The organism is Lentzea albidocapillata (assembly GCF_000719115.1).
In the GTDB taxonomy this organism is placed as follows: domain Bacteria; phylum Actinomycetota; class Actinomycetes; order Mycobacteriales; family Pseudonocardiaceae; genus Lentzea; species Lentzea albidocapillata.
Map to the genome: position 1 here is coordinate 691,515 of NZ_JOEA01000014.1, position 13,546 is coordinate 705,060.

Annotated in this window: 13 protein-coding genes; 4 read left to right on the forward strand and 9 right to left on the reverse strand. The window is 69.7% G+C overall.

From position 1 onward, the window contains the following. Window positions 1-17: 17 nt before the first annotated feature. Window positions 18-1,646, reverse strand: a complete 1,629-nt coding sequence (locus IG04_RS0124895) for an ABC-F family ATP-binding cassette domain-containing protein (RefSeq protein WP_030479125.1) — start codon at window positions 1,644-1,646, stop codon at window positions 18-20. 147 nt (window positions 1,647-1,793) lie between these two features. On the opposite strand from IG04_RS0124895, the gene IG04_RS0124900 reads away from it, so the two are divergent. Then, window positions 1,794-2,558 carry an SDR family oxidoreductase gene (locus IG04_RS0124900; RefSeq protein WP_030479126.1) on the forward strand — a complete coding sequence of 255 codons (765 nt, stop codon included), beginning with the start codon at window positions 1,794-1,796 and terminating at the stop codon, window positions 2,556-2,558. A 50-nt stretch (window positions 2,559-2,608) separates the two neighbouring features. Here the strand turns inward: IG04_RS0124900 and IG04_RS0124905 are convergent, their stop codons facing one another. Next, window positions 2,609-3,496, reverse strand: a complete 888-nt coding sequence (locus IG04_RS0124905; protein ID WP_030479127.1) for a LysR family transcriptional regulator — start codon at window positions 3,494-3,496, stop codon at window positions 2,609-2,611. A gap of 80 nt (window positions 3,497-3,576) precedes the next feature. Between IG04_RS0124905 and IG04_RS0124910 the strand changes: the two genes are divergently transcribed. Both IG04_RS0124910 and IG04_RS0124915 read left to right on the forward strand, forming a co-directional pair. Next, window positions 3,577-4,458 carry an EamA family transporter gene (locus IG04_RS0124910; RefSeq protein WP_051770592.1) on the forward strand — a complete coding sequence of 294 codons (882 nt, stop codon included), beginning with the start codon at window positions 3,577-3,579 and terminating at the stop codon, window positions 4,456-4,458. Then, entirely contained in the window at window positions 4,455-5,030 is a 576-nt protein-coding gene (locus IG04_RS0124915) for an NAD(P)-dependent oxidoreductase (protein WP_030479129.1), read from the forward strand. Before IG04_RS0124910 ends, IG04_RS0124915 begins: the two co-directional genes overlap by 4 nt. On the opposite strand, the gene IG04_RS0124920 is transcribed toward IG04_RS0124915, so the two are convergent. Genes IG04_RS0124920 through IG04_RS0124935 form a run of 5 tightly spaced genes read right to left on the reverse strand, consistent with a single transcriptional unit; the run spans window position 4,996 to window position 7,569 of the window. Further along, on the reverse strand, window positions 4,996-5,472 hold the full coding sequence (locus IG04_RS0124920) for a GNAT family N-acetyltransferase (RefSeq protein WP_030479130.1): 477 nt from the start codon (window positions 5,470-5,472) through the stop codon (window positions 4,996-4,998). The two genes, IG04_RS0124915 and IG04_RS0124920, sit on opposite strands and share 35 nt — an antisense overlap. Window positions 5,473-5,489: 17 nt before the next feature. After that, on the reverse strand, window positions 5,490-5,963 hold the full coding sequence (locus IG04_RS0124925) for a hypothetical protein (protein WP_051770595.1): 474 nt from the start codon (window positions 5,961-5,963) through the stop codon (window positions 5,490-5,492). Further along, the gene (locus tag IG04_RS0124930) at window positions 5,963-6,466 is read right to left on the reverse strand and encodes a SigE family RNA polymerase sigma factor (RefSeq protein ID WP_030479132.1); all 504 of its coding nucleotides are present in this window, start codon (window positions 6,464-6,466) and stop codon (window positions 5,963-5,965) included. The genes IG04_RS0124925 and IG04_RS0124930 overlap by 1 nt, the downstream gene beginning before the upstream one ends. Before the next feature lie 10 nt (window positions 6,467-6,476). After that, window positions 6,477-6,857 carry a hypothetical protein gene (locus tag IG04_RS45525; protein ID WP_157512988.1) on the reverse strand — a complete coding sequence of 127 codons (381 nt, stop codon included), beginning with the start codon at window positions 6,855-6,857 and terminating at the stop codon, window positions 6,477-6,479. A gap of 31 nt (window positions 6,858-6,888) precedes the next feature. Beyond that, complete coding sequence (locus IG04_RS0124935; RefSeq protein ID WP_051770596.1) at window positions 6,889-7,569, reverse strand: acVLRF1 family peptidyl-tRNA hydrolase; 681 nt, start codon at window positions 7,567-7,569, stop codon at window positions 6,889-6,891. Between the two features lie 325 nt (window positions 7,570-7,894). Here IG04_RS0124935 and IG04_RS0124940 point away from each other — a divergent pair, with 325 nt between their 5' ends. Further along, window positions 7,895-8,797 carry a hypothetical protein gene (locus IG04_RS0124940; RefSeq protein ID WP_229694335.1) on the forward strand — a complete coding sequence of 301 codons (903 nt, stop codon included), beginning with the start codon at window positions 7,895-7,897 and terminating at the stop codon, window positions 8,795-8,797. Between the two features lie 72 nt (window positions 8,798-8,869). Here IG04_RS0124940 and IG04_RS0124945 read toward each other — a convergent pair whose 3' ends face one another. Continuing rightward, window positions 8,870-11,581 (reverse strand): S8 family serine peptidase, encoded by a 2,712-nt coding sequence (locus tag IG04_RS0124945; protein ID WP_084401050.1) that lies wholly within the window; start codon window positions 11,579-11,581, stop codon window positions 8,870-8,872. A gap of 228 nt (window positions 11,582-11,809) precedes the next feature. After that, entirely contained in the window at window positions 11,810-13,351 is a 1,542-nt protein-coding gene (locus IG04_RS0124950; RefSeq protein WP_030479136.1) for a deoxyguanosinetriphosphate triphosphohydrolase family protein, read from the reverse strand. Window positions 13,352-13,546 lie beyond the last annotated feature (195 nt).

The window sequence follows — 13,546 nt, forward strand, 5'->3', positions numbered from 1 at the left end:
CCTTTGACGGGTGGAGATCACGCCAGCTGAACGAGGTCGAGATAGTCCTCGGACCAGTGGTCCTCGGTGCCGTCGGGCAGCAGGATCACCCTCTCGGGCTCCAGCGCCTCGACCGCACCGGGGTCGTGTGTCACCAGGACGACGGCGCCCTCGTAACGCCGCAACGCGTCGAGCACCTGCTCGCGCGAGGCCGGGTCGAGGTTGTTGGTCGGCTCGTCGAGCAGCAGCACGTTCGCCGCCGACGACACCAGACCGGCCAGCGCGAGCCGCGTCTTCTCGCCACCGGACAACGTGCCCGCGAGCTGGTCGAGCTGCTCGCCGCTGAACAGGAACGTGCCGAGCAACGACCGCAGCCGCTGCTCCTGCTCGTCCGGCGCCATGTGGCGGATGTTCTCCCACACCGACGCGTTGTGGTCGAGCGTCTCGTGCTCCTGCGCGAAGTAGCCGATCTTCAGGCCGTGACCGGGGACGACGCCACCCGCGTCCGCCTTCTCGCTGCCGCCCAGCAACCGCAGCAGCGTCGTCTTGCCGGCACCGTTGAAGCCGAGCACGACGACGCGGGAACCCTTGTCGATGGCCAGGTCCACGCCGGTGAAGATCTCCAGCGAACCGTAGGACTTGCTCAGACCCTCTGCCATCAAAGGGGTCTTGCCGCACGGGGCGGGCGACGGGAAGCTGATCTTCGCGACCTTGTCGCTCTGGCGCACCTCGTCGAGACCGTCGAGCAGCTTCTGGGCGCGCTTCGCCATGTTCTGCGCCGCAACGGCCTTCGTGGCCTTCGCGCCCATCTTGGCGGCCTGCGTCATCAGCGCGCCGGCCTTCTTCTCGGCGTTGGCGCGCTCACGGCGACGGCGCTTCTCGTCCGTCGCACGGGCTTCGAGGTACTTCTTCCAGCCGAGGTTGTAGATGTCGACCTCGCCGCGCATCGCGTCGAGGAACCACACCTTGTTCACGACGTCGTCGAGCAGTTCGACGTCGTGCGAGATCACGACGAGGCCGCCGTCGTGCGACTTGAGGAAGCCGCGCAGCCACGTGATCGAGTCGGCGTCGAGGTGGTTCGTGGGCTCGTCGATCAGCAGGATCGTGCTCGACTTGGCGCCGATGCCCGCCTCGGACGCGGCGAACAGGATGCGGGCCAGCTCGACGCGGCGGCGCTGACCACCGGACAGCGTGCTGAGCGGCTGCGCCAGCACTCGGTCCGGCAGGCCGAGGTTCGAGCAGATGCGGGCGGCCTCGGACTCGGCGGCGTAACCACCGAGCGAGGAGAAGCGATCCTCGAGCTTGCCGTACTTGGCGACGGCGACGTCGAGCTCGTCCGGGTCGACCAGCTCGGCCATCTTCGACTGGGCCTTCTCCATGTCGCGGAGCAGCTGGTCGAGGCCGCGCGCCGACAGCACCCGGTCCTTGGCGATGACCGACAGGTCGCCCTCGCGCGGGTCCTGCGGCAGGTAGCCGAGCGCGCCCTTGCGCAGGATGGCGCCGGCGTAGGGCTGGCCCTCACCGGCGAGAACGCGCAGGGAGGTGGTCTTGCCGGCACCGTTGCGGCCCACGAGGCCGATGCGGTCGCCGGGCTGAACGCGCAGGTTGGCGCCGCTCACCAGAATGCGTGAGCCCGCGCGCAACTCCATGTCAGTTGCGGTGATCAAAAGAAACTCCGAGTAGCTACAGGAACTCCGGGCATGGCAAGGGATGGCACGTCCGGTTCGGCCTACTCGAGGAGGATCACGCAGACCATTCTACGGGATCACGACCATCGAATTTCCCACCTGTGGCGGGACGCATAGATTGCGGCCATGAGCGAAGACTTCTCGGGCAAGGCCGCGCTGGTCACCGGCGCGTCGCGCGGTATCGGCCACGGCATCGCACGCGAGCTCCTCTCCCGTGGCGCCTCCGTCGCGATCACGGGTCGCAAGGCCGATCAGCTGGCCGAGGCCGCCAGGCAGCTGGAAGCCGACACGGGTGGTCGCGTCCTCGCGGTCCCGGGCAACGCAGGCGACGACGCGTCCCGCGAAGAGGCCGTGGCACGCACCGTCGAGGAGTTCGGCCGTCTCGACGTGCTCGTGAACAACACCGGCATCAACCCGCAGTTCGGCTTCCTGATGGAGGCCGACCTGAACGCCGTCAAGAAGATCTTCGACGTCAACGTGGTGGCCGCCCTCGGTTTCGTCCAGCTCGCGTGGAAGGCGTGGATGAGCGAGCACGGCGGCGCGGTCGTGAACATCGCGTCGGTCGGCGGCATCCGGTCCACGGGCGTGATCGGCGCGTACGGCGCGTCCAAGGCGGCACTGATCCGCCTGACCGAGGAACTCGCGTGGCAGCTCGGCCCGAAGGTGCGCGTGAACGCCGTCGCGCCCGCCGTGGTGAAGACGAAGTTCGCGGAGTCGCTCTACGTCGGCCGCGAGGAGGAGGCCGCGCAGCAGTACCCGATGAAGCGTCTCGGCACGCCGGAGGACGTCGCCTCTCTCGTGGCCTTCCTTTGCTCGGATGGCGCTTCGTGGATCACGGGCGAGACCGTCCGCGTCGACGGGGGTCTGCTCTCCACGGGCACCGCGGGCTGAGCCACGCTCACGCAGGGGTCCCCCGCAGGGGGTCCCCTGATTTCATTCTCTCAGGCACCACCGACAGTTTCGGGCACACCGAGCACGTCCAGGAACGCCGCGGCCGCCGGAGTCAGCCCGCCCGCGCTCCACACCAGGTGCTCCACCCGCGAGGGCCCGTCCACGATCGGCACGGTCACCACCCCGCTCAGCCGCGGCGTGTACCGCGACGGCAGCACGGCCACCGCGAGCCCTTCCCGGATCAGCCCCGCCATCAACTCCGCGGTCGTCACCTCGAACGCGACCTCGCGGTGCAGGCCCGCGATCGAGAAGGCCTGGTCCGACTGCGTCCGCCCCGGCGACCCCGCCGGGAAGTCGGCGAACAGCTCCTCCGCCAGGGTCCGCAGGTTCGTCGACTCCTGCCGTGCGAGCGGATGCCCCGGCGCCATCACGGCCACGTGCTCGTCGCGTGCCAGCTCCCGGCCCCGCACGCCTTCCGGGCGCACCCCGAGCGGCAAGCCGAGGAACGCGAGGTCGAGCCCGCCCTGCCGCACCTGGTCGACGAGCTCGTAGCTCGACAGCATCCGCAACGCGACCCGCACCTGCGGATAGCGCTCGCGGAACACCTTCAACGCGGCCGGCAGATCGACGGCGGCAACGGTCGGGATCACGCCGACCACCACGCGCCCGCGCACCTCTCCCACCGCCGCCGCGACCTCGGCCGCCGCCCGTTCGGCCAGGTCGAGGCACTGCCGCGCGGACGGCAGGAACGCCGCGCCCGCCGGGGTCAGCCGCACGCTGCGGCTGGTGCGCTCGAACAACCGCGCGCCCAGCGACCGTTCGAGACGGGCGATCTGATGGCTCAACGCCGACTGCACGACCAGGCACTGCCGGGCGGCCTTGGTGAAGCTGCCCGTCTCGGCGACCGCCACCACGTACCGCATCTGCTGGAGCTCCACGTCATCCATCTTGAATCACGATGGATCGGATGAAAAGCATGTGTTGGACTCATTGATCGATCGCGCCAACACTGGACGACGTGAGAAACAGCGACCTCTCCCGCACCGCGCTCGCGGCGTTCGCACCGGTGGTCTGGGGCTCGACCTACGTGGTCACGACCGAACTGCTGCCGGTGGGCCACCCGCTCTTCGCGGGCCTGTTGCGCGCGCTTCCCGCGGGACTGATCGCGCTGGCGCTGACCAGGACGCTGCCGCGCGGGTCGTGGTGGGCGAAGGCGGCCGTGCTGGGAGTGCTCAACATCGGCCTGTTCTTCCCGTTCCTGTTCATCGCGGCCGAACGCCTGCCCGGTGGCGTGGCGGCCACCCTGGGCGCCGCACAGCCGCTCGTGGTGGCGCTGCTGGCGGTCGGGGTGCTCAGGGAGAACCCGTCCGCGTGGCGGCTCGCCTGGGGTGTGATCGGCATGCTCGGCGTCGGGCTCGTGGTCCTCGGCCCGGCGGCCGGGTTCGACCTGGTCGGCGTGCTGGCCGGACTGGGCGGCGCCGCGACCATGGCGCTCGGCGTGACGCTGACGAAGAAGTGGGGCAGGCCGGCCGGGGCGAGCCCGACGGCGTTCGCGGGCTGGCAGCTCACCGCGGGCGGGCTGTTCCTGGTGCCGGTGACGTTCCTGTTCGAGGGCCCGCCGCCCGCGATCGGCCTCACCGCGCTGCTCGGCTACCTGTGGCTCGGCGGTGTCGGCGGCCTGCTCGCCTACGTGCTGTGGTTCCGCGCGATCACCACGCTGCCGGTCACGTCCGTCTCGATGCTCGGCCTGCTGTCGCCGATGGTCGCCGCGGTGCTCGGCGTCGCCGTCCTCGGCCAGACCCTGGACCCGGTGCAGCTCACCGGTTTCGCACTCGCCCTCGCCGCGATCGTCGCCAGCCAGCGACCGGCACCCGTTCTCGCCAAAGGAGTTCTCCAGTGAAGATCGCAGTCGTCGGCGCGTCCGGCATGGTCGGTTCGCGGGTCGTCGCCGAGGCGGTGCGGCGCGGGCACGACGTGACAGGTGTTTCCCGCAGCGCCGGCGGTGACGCCACCGACCAGGAGCTGATGGACAGCGTCTTGTCCGGAGTGGACAGTGCGGTGGTGGCCACGACGGGCGTCACTTCGACAGTGGTGCTCGACGCGGCATTCGCGACACGTACGCGGGTCATCGTCGTCGGTGGCGCCGCACCGCTGCGAACACCGGACGGCACCGGCCTCGTGCTCGACGACGAGCGGTACGTGCCGCCGCACATCCGTCCCGTCGCCGAGGCGAGCATGCGTCAACTGGAGGAGTGCAAGGCCCATCGCGCCGACTGGGTGTACCTGAGCCCGCCCGCGCTGCTCGAACCCGGCGAGCGCACCGGCTCCTACCGGCGCGGCACGGACGAACTGCTGACCGGCCCGTCCGCGATCTCGGCGGAGGACCTCGCCGTGGCGGTGCTCGACGAACTGGAGTCTCCCGGCACGGACCGGCACTTCACGGTCGCGAGCCGAGTTCCAGCCGCAGGATGATCTCGCCGTCCTCGTCGGCCTCCCCGGTGGGCACGAACCCGAACGCGCGGTAGAACGGCTCCGGCGACCCCTCCCCCGGCACGTAACTGGTCAGCAGGTCGGCGGCCCCGGCTGCCCTCAGCAACGCCACGACCTCGTCGAGGATCGCGCTGCCGTAACCGCGACCCTGATGCTCGGCGCCGACGAGCAGGCGCCACAGGAAATACGGCCCGTGCAGTCCGGGCCCGGGAACGTTGTCCCAGCTCAGCATCACGAACCCGACCGGCACGTCGCCGGCGTAGACCGCGCGGAACCACGGTTTGGCTTCGGGGTTCTCCCGCGCGTGCACGAAGGACTTCTCGACCGATGCGACGAACCGCTCCTGCGCGGGATGCACGCGCACCGCGACCACCGCGTCGCGATTGGCATCGGTGATCTCGACCAGGCGGATCAGAGCGCTCATGGCCCGGATCATGCCGCTCAGCGGGAGGTCGGCGGCACCGAATAAACGCTGGACGACGAGGAGGGCGGCTGCACGGACGTCGACTGCACGTCCGGCTTCGCCACCGAGCCGGGCGTCGGCGTCGTGGCGCCGGGCTGCGTCGTCGACTGGACCGGCGGTGTCTGCGGCGCGTGCGAACTGGGCGGGTTCAGCGTCGTCGGCGGCGGCTCCACGGAAGGCGACGACGGCGACGTGGTCGGCGGAACCCGCGACGTCGTCGAGGACGGCCCCGGTGTCGCCGGTTCCGGGGGTGCCGCGGCCGGCAGCACGGCGAGCGCCACCGCCACGACTCCCACGGTCGCGAGGCCGCTGCCGACCACCGCGATGGTGCGGCGCCGGGACCGCACGGCCTGGCCGCGCTGGATCAGGTCGGCCGCGGTGACGGCACGCGGCGGCGCCCCTTCCTGGTGCAGAGCGGAGAAAGTCGCCCGCAGGTCGTCCTCGCGAACCATCACACCTCCAGCCTCAAGTGGTCGAACTCCGGTCCCAGCCTGCGCCGCAGCGTCTCCAGGCCCTTGCTGCTCTGCGACTTCACCGTGCCCGTCGAGCAGTTCAGCGCCGTCGCGGTGTCCTCGACGCTGAGATCGTGCCAAAAGCGCAGCACGAGGACAGCGCGTTGCCGTGCGGGCACGGCGGTGAGCGCCTGCCACACCACGAGCCTGTCCTCCGTCCCTGTGACGGAGGACAGGCCCTCTGGGGGTGCGTCAGTCAGCTTCTCCCTGCGCCACCGCACCTTGCGGCGTTCCGCGAGGAACGTCCGCACGACGATCTGACGCAGGTACGGCTCCAGCCCCGACCGGTCCGAGAGCTTCGGACCGGCCAGGTACAGCTTCAAGAACCCCGACTGCATGAGGTCTTCCGCCTCGTGCCAGTTCCCGCACAACAAGAACGCGGTGAACCGCATCGAGTCGGCGTACCGGTCGAAGCAGTCGGTGAACTCGGCCTCCCAGTTCAGAGGTGACTCCCTACCGGGCGGAGGACGACGGAGCCGGCGTCGTGGCGGGCGGGGCCCACGTCGTGGGGCTGTGGCTGACCGACGGCGTCGGCAGGACCGACGGGGGCGCGGTCGTCGGCGGGTGCGACATCGACGGGGGCGCGGTCGTGGGCGGCTGGGCCGGCGTCGACGAGGCCGGCGGCAGCACGGTGGTCGGCGTGACCTCGGGCGGGGTCGAGGCCGGCGGCAGCACCGAAGGACTGGTCGAGACCGGGGACGACGTGGGCGGCTGCGGAGCCGAGGTCGTGGGCTGGGGCGCGCTGTCGCCGCCACTCAGCGCGAGGGCGGGCACCGCGATGCCGATGGCACCCAGCGCGACCGCTCCGGCCACGATCACCATTCGTTTGCGCACTTGCAGCTCCAGCAGGTCAGTGGCGCCAGGATCAGGCACCCTCACCCGTATCCATGCGGCCGGGCTCCGGTCCGGTTGCCCGTGTGTCCTGGATCACGATCTCCACGCAGCGGGCTCGTTCCGCGGCCTCGTCCAGGACCGTCCGCCGGGGTTCCGGCACGTCGAGCACGCGTTCCTCGGCCCTGCTGAAGACGCCCGAGAGCCTGCGGTCGTTGCGCAGCACGTCCAGTGCCTGCCAGTCGCCGCCCAGCACGACGCTGTCGAGGTCGGCGAGCCGCGGCACGAGCACCCTGGCCACGTCGTCCGCGGCGGCCTGCAGCGCCACCCTGGCCTGTCCCTCCCGGCGCCGGGCGAACCGCTGCTGCGACCACCCGCCGGCCCGGATGCGACCGTGGACCTGTTTGCGGTCGGTGGCCGACACCTCGACCTTGCCGCCGAACGCGACACCGACGCTGTGACCGCCGAGCCGCACAAGGACCAGCCCGATCCTCCGAGGCTCCGTCAACTTTTCAACTACCTCATATAGAGAGGTACCGCCGCGCGTCGCGAACGTGGCCGTCGCGCCGTCCCCGGCGGTGATGACGACCTCGGCTTCGGCCACTCGGACCTCGACCGCGCCGTGCCGGTCCGCGAACCGGTCGATCCAGCCCAGGACCCGTTCCGGCTCGACCTCGACGGCCCGTCCACCGGGCACCGGGCGCACCCTGCTCACCTGGCCGCCACCCCCTGACACCCGTGACCGAGGTCGATCACTATGCACACACTAGAACCGACCCGACACGGGGCGTGAACGGCACAGAGATGTTACTGATGGGTTCGATTCACTTGACAGATGAGTCTCGAAAGCGTGAACTCATCAACCGTATGGATTAACCATTGACTCCATCCGGCTCCGACCAGCGATGTTCACGGACCGGTAGGGTCACTGGGGCGTGATCTTATGACAGCGGGGAGTCACCATGACGACTGCTGCCGGTCGACCAACACTGACCGTCGAGGACACTGACTCGACGGGCCACGGCAGCCTTACGCAACTCTTGACGACGGGACCATTCCCGGAAGCGTTGAGGGCGGCGATCAAGGCTAGCCGACTCAGTCTCGACCGCATCCAGCACCGGTTGGCACTGCGCGGAGTGACGATCAGCGTCGCGACGCTCAGCTACTGGCAGTCAGGACGACGAAGGCCTGAACGCCCTGAATCACTGGAGGCGCTGCGGCACCTCGAGTCGGTTCTGGGAGTGCCTCAGTCGGGTCTGTCGGCGTTGCTCGGTCCACCTCGTCCGCGAGGTCGCCGTTGCCGCCCGACGACCATGATGCCGATCGACGCCCTGTGGGCGCGAAGGGAGCGGGTCGCGAACCTGCTCTCGAAGGTCGACACGTCCTCTGACCTCAAGCTTGGCCGGATCAGCCAGCACGACCGCATCGAGATCTCTGCCGACGGCGGGCAGAAATCCGTGTGGGTGCGGCAGATCCTCCGGGCGGAGCAGGACGGGCCCGACCGCTGGGCGCTCGTGTTCGAGACCGAGGAGTCCGACGTACTCCCCGAGATCCTGAACGTGCGCAACTGCCACCTCGGCCGGATCGCCCGTGACCACGAGGCCAACATCATGGTCGCGGAGATGATGTTCGAACGGCCGCTGACCCGCGGCGAGACCCTCATCATGGAATACCAGCTGGTGTTCCCCGAGGGCCACGCTCCCAAGGGCAACAACACGTTCGCGCGCAAGTTCCGGCTACCGGTGCGCGAGTACGTGATCGAGGTCCGGTTCGACGAGACGAACCTGCCTTCGCGCGTGCAGCAGTACAGCGTGCCCGCGGGCGACGAGACGCCCTCGCGACGCCGGAACCTCACGCTGGACTCGGGCGGCGGCGTGCATGCCGTGGCGCTCGGGTTCGGTCCTGGTGTGTTCGGCATCCGGTGGGAGTGGCCGAACCGCTAGCACTGCTCTGACAAGGCGTGAGGGGCGCTTCCCGATCCGGGAAGCGCCCCTCATGCTGTCAGCCTCAGGTCATCAGACCCAGCCGGCGACGCTGAGGGTCACCGAGCGGATCGAACCGCGGTCGGAGCCCACCACGTCGGCGACCTTGAACACCCACGTGCCGTCGACGGGCTCCGCGGTCAGCGAGGACAGCGGCGCACCCGCCTTCCACGAGCCCGTGAACGGCGCGTTGGCGCTCGTCACGCTCGAGAACGGCGACGTGGCCGCGTCGTCGAACACGGCCTGGCAGATGTTGTTGCCGGTGCCGCCCGACCGCGAGAACAGCGTCACGGACTTGCCGGACGGCGAGGTGAGCGTGCCCACCAGGTCGCCGGTGAAGGTGTGGTCGATGCCGACCGTCGTCGAGCCTTCGGTGGCCGAGCACGTCGCACCGTCCACGGAGAACTTCAGGTTCGACGCCGCGCCGACACCCGTCACGGGCAGCGGGATCGAGACGCCGGTCTGGTCGTTGTCCGGGATGGCGACCGGTGCGCCGGTGTACGCGAACGACTTGAAGTCGCGCGCCGGCTCACCCACGCGGAGCGTGAACGAACTGGTCGTCGGGGACGTCGAGCCCGCGTAGGTCACGCGTGCGTCGAGCTTGACCGCCGAACCGAGCGCGGCCGAGGCCGGCACGGTCACCTTGTAGGTGTTGCTGACGGTCTGGCCCGGGTCGATGTTGCCGTAGTACTTGGAGCGCGGCGCGATGGTCACGCCGGCCGACGTCGTCGACAGCACGACCGAGGTCGACGCGGCCGAGCCGTCACCGTTGTTGGCCACCGGCACCGTCACCGTGGCGCTCGTGCCCGGCTTCAGGAAAGCGCTTCCGTCGGCGTCGTTGACGATCGCCGGCTTCTGCGCGCGGGCCAGTGCCTGCGGCGACGCACCCGTGTACTGGAGGACGCGGTCGGCCATCACGATGCCGGCGCCGGTGCGGTTGTCCACACCGGACTCGACGATGTCGATCGCCGTCGCCACAAGGGCTTCCCTGACCTCGGCGGGCGTCAGCGTCGGGTTGCCGGACAGGACCAGACCGGCGATCGCGGCGGCGTTCGGAGCAGAGGCGGACGTGCCGAAGAACGGCGCGAAGCCCGGCACCGACGTGGTCACGCCGTCGGCCGCGGTGATGTCCGGCTTCTGCCGGGTCTCGGCGAGCGGCGAGCCGTCCGGCGCGAAGAACGTCCTGCGCGGTCCGTCGGAGGTGAAGCGCTCCGGCTTCTGCGTGCCGTCGAAGGCGTTGGGGTACGGGCCCTTCGGGTTGGCCGGGTCGCCCGGTTCGAGGTCGAACGGCAGTGCCGCGGCGGCGGGTGCGGCCGCGACGGAGATCGCGCCCTTGGCGGCCGAGTGGCCGCGGGTGGTGCCGGGCGTGACGTACTTCTTGAGGCCGTCGTTGGTGTCGGCGAACCGGCCACCGAACAGCGACAGCGCGAAGTACTTGTCGTCACCGCGGTACTTCACGACCGCGAGGCGGGTCCCGGTCGAGCTCGCCGGGGTGTTGATGCGCTCGTACGGGTCCTGTGCGCCGTCCTGGTTGTTCTGGCTGAACGTGACGACGTTGCCCTGGGTGTTGACCAGGTAGAGGTCGTAGTCGTTGGCCGACTGGCCGAGCGGGTCCGCCCAGTGCAGCACCGTCGGGGTGTCGCCGGAGAAGTTCGACAGCGGGTTGAACAGCTGCTTGGCGTTCGGGTCCGGGTTGAAGTCGTGCGCGGAGCCGGCGAACTTGCCGACGCCCACACCGGAGTCGACGAACTGGCCCTCGTAGTGGCCGGAGGTGCCGTCCTCGACGTTGCCCTGGTTGCCCGCGCTGGAGAAGAACATCGCGCCGTCGGCGACGACCGCGTCCACGGCGCGCGCGATGATGCCGTCCTGGAACGGCGACTCGTTGAAGTAGATGACGTCGTCGACGATGACGTCGCAGCCGAGGTCGAAGCGCAGCTTCTTGATGTTGTCCGCGAAGCTCGCGTCGCCGTTGAACGCCGTGGCGAAGCCGAGTTCGGCGCTGGGCGCGAGGTCGTGCAGGATCTCGAGCATCGCGGTGCCCTCGTCACCGGAACCCGCCTGACCCGGCACGATGTCGACGGCCGGCAGTTCGCCGGAGGCCTGTGACACGGCCAGCGAGCCCACGCCGTCCGACAGCGCGCAGAGCTTCACGCCGACACCGGTCACGCGGAAGGAACCACGTGCGGCGTCGGCACCGTGCGCCTTGTCGCTCTCCGCGACCTTGGCGGCCTGGACGGAGAGCTGCTTCTCCGAGAGCCGGCGCTCGATCTCCCTCGACTTGTCCTCTTTGGACGGAGCTTGCTTGCGGGACCTGGTGTCCTTCTTGTTCTTCACGTCCTGCGTCATCGCGTCGCTGCCCGGCTCGACACGGGCGACGTCGGAGCGACCGGCGATCTCGGCGATCTTCGCGACCGGAACCTCCGCGCGCACGGTGCGGTGCTCGGGGGACACTGCCCGGATCTGTCCGCCCGCCGCGCGGACAGCGTTGACCAGGTCCTCGGAGTACTGCTTGGCACGGATGTCGACAAGAGTGGTGGACTTCGGCGTCACGGCAACGCCGGTCTGCACCTGTGGAAGGGCGTTCGTGGTACCAGTTGAGACGCGCTTGCGCGCCTCAACGACCAGCGCGCTGTCCACTTTGGACTCGGCTGGGGTGAGCGACTTCTTGATGCTCTGCAGCGCGGAGATCTGCGCTGCCGTGCGGTCGCTGATGGACTTCGACGCCTTGCCCGGATCAGCGGACACCGGCGTGACTGCGGTGAGTGCGGCAAGAAGAACTGCGGTACCTGCGGTGACTAAGGTCGTGCCTCTTCGAGATCGGCGCACAGGAGTTGCTCCCCCGAACGTTGGCGTGCCCCCGAGCACGCGGCTTGCGACCGGCGATTCCCGGTCGAGGCGCCAACGTATGGTGCTTGCCTGATCACAGTCAGCATCCGATTGGGCTACTTCCCACTTAGCAGACGCAATCACACTTCACAGAACAAACGCGTCAGTCCACAACTGACCGGTTCGCCCGGAAAGGGCTTCCAGCAGTGCGGCTGCCTGGTTGTCGGTGAGCGACGCCACGAAGTCGACGACCGCCCGCCCCCGCGCCAGTCCCCTGACGGCATCGGGCCCGACCGGCAGCTCACCGGCGGCACCGACCAATGTGGACGGCTCCGTCCGGGCGAGCACCGCGTACTCCGTTTCGGCCAGCTCCACCAGATCGTGCAGCCTGCGCGGCAACCGGTCCGCCTCCGCCCGGTCGGTCACCCACTGCTCCAGCGCGTCCACCAGCGAACCGAGCAAACGCGCCTGTCCACGTTGGTGCAAAGCCAGATCCGGCCGCAGCAACACAAAGCGGCGGTGCACGAACTTCAACACCTGCACCTCGTGCCACTGTGGAACCGCCAGCACCACGTGCCCGGACCGCGGCGTGGGTTCCTCGATCACCCCGACCGCGTCGACGAGCCGGCGCGTCCACCGCGCACTGAACCCGGCGACCGCCTGCTCGGCCTCGACCGAGCCGTCGAACGGCACCGACAGCAACCCGTCGACGAGCTCCTTGCTGACCTTGCGCACCGCCATCGCGAACGCCTCGTCGCTCATCACCCAGGAGTCCTTGAGGTGCATGCGCCTCCTGAGCGTCTCCAGCGACCGCCCCGGCATCCGGATCTCGGCACTCAGCTCGGCGTCACTCAGCCCGGCCAGGTCGAGCGCCTGCGCCTGCCACGTGCCGAGCTCGGCGGCGACCGTCGCGTGCTGCAGCACCCCGACCCGATGGAAGTCCTCCAGGTCGTGGATCGCGTACGCGATGTCGTCCGCGGTGTCCATGACGCTCGCCTCGACGGTCTGCTGCCACGACTCGACGCGCCCCTCGAACGGCTCGCGCGCCTGCCGCAGGTCGTTGATCTCCGTCACGTACGCGGAGAACTTCGCACTACCGGTGCCCGGCATGTCGTCCGGCTCGGCCGCACCACGGGGCGCGACCGGCACGCCGAGCGGCTGGTGACGCGTCCACGGGTACTTCAGCATCGCCGCCCGCACCGCCACGGTCAGGTCGAGGCCGAGCGCCTTGGGGCCCCGCACGTCCGTGGTCGTGATGATCCGGAACGACTGCGCGTTGCCCTCGAACCCGTCCGGCAACCCGAACCTGTGCCGGGCCAGCCGGTCGAGCACCTGCTCCCCGAGGTGGCCGAACGGCGGGTGCCCCAGGTCGTGCGCGAGGGCGGCGGCCTCGACGACGTCGGGGTCGCACCCACCCAGCTTCTCGAGCACCGCGGTCAGCTCGGGGCGGGTCGTCAGCCGTTCCGCGATGGCGCGCGCGGCCTGGGCGACCTTCAGGCTGTGGGTGAGGCGGTTGTGCACGAGCAGGCCCGAGCCGGTGGAGCTGACGACCTGGGTGACTCCACCGAGCCTCGCGAAGAACGGGGAGCTCGCCACGCGGTCGCGATCGACCCGGAACGGATTCGCGGCGAGGTCTGCGGTCCTCCCCACACCGGCTGACCGGCGGGCGATGCGTTGCTCGTTGTGCATGGTGGAGAAGGTACCGGGCAGGCAGAGCCCCGGCGCCCCACGCGTCCTACTCATTGCACCGTGGCGCTGATGATCGCGCCGAAGCCGGCGAACGCAAAAAAAGCCCTGCGGGGAGCGCTTGTGGCGCTCAACCCGCAGGGCAAATTAAGTTCGGCGGCGACCTACTCTCCCACACCGTAACCAGTGCAGTACCAT

Bases quoted from the DNA above. Each gene is read 5' to 3' on its own strand.
- IG04_RS0124920 (WP_030479130.1), bottom strand. From the start codon at position 5,472: ATGAGCGCTCTGATCCGCCTGGTCGAGATCACCGATGCCAATCGCGAC.
- IG04_RS0124950 (WP_030479136.1), bottom strand. From the start codon at position 13,351: ATGCACAACGAGCAACGCATCGCCCGCCGGTCAGCCGGTGTGGGGAGG.
- IG04_RS0124900 (WP_030479126.1), top strand. From the start codon at position 1,794: ATGAGCGAAGACTTCTCGGGCAAGGCCGCGCTGGTCACCGGCGCGTCG.
- IG04_RS0124925 (WP_051770595.1), bottom strand. From the start codon at position 5,963: ATGGTTCGCGAGGACGACCTGCGGGCGACTTTCTCCGCTCTGCACCAG.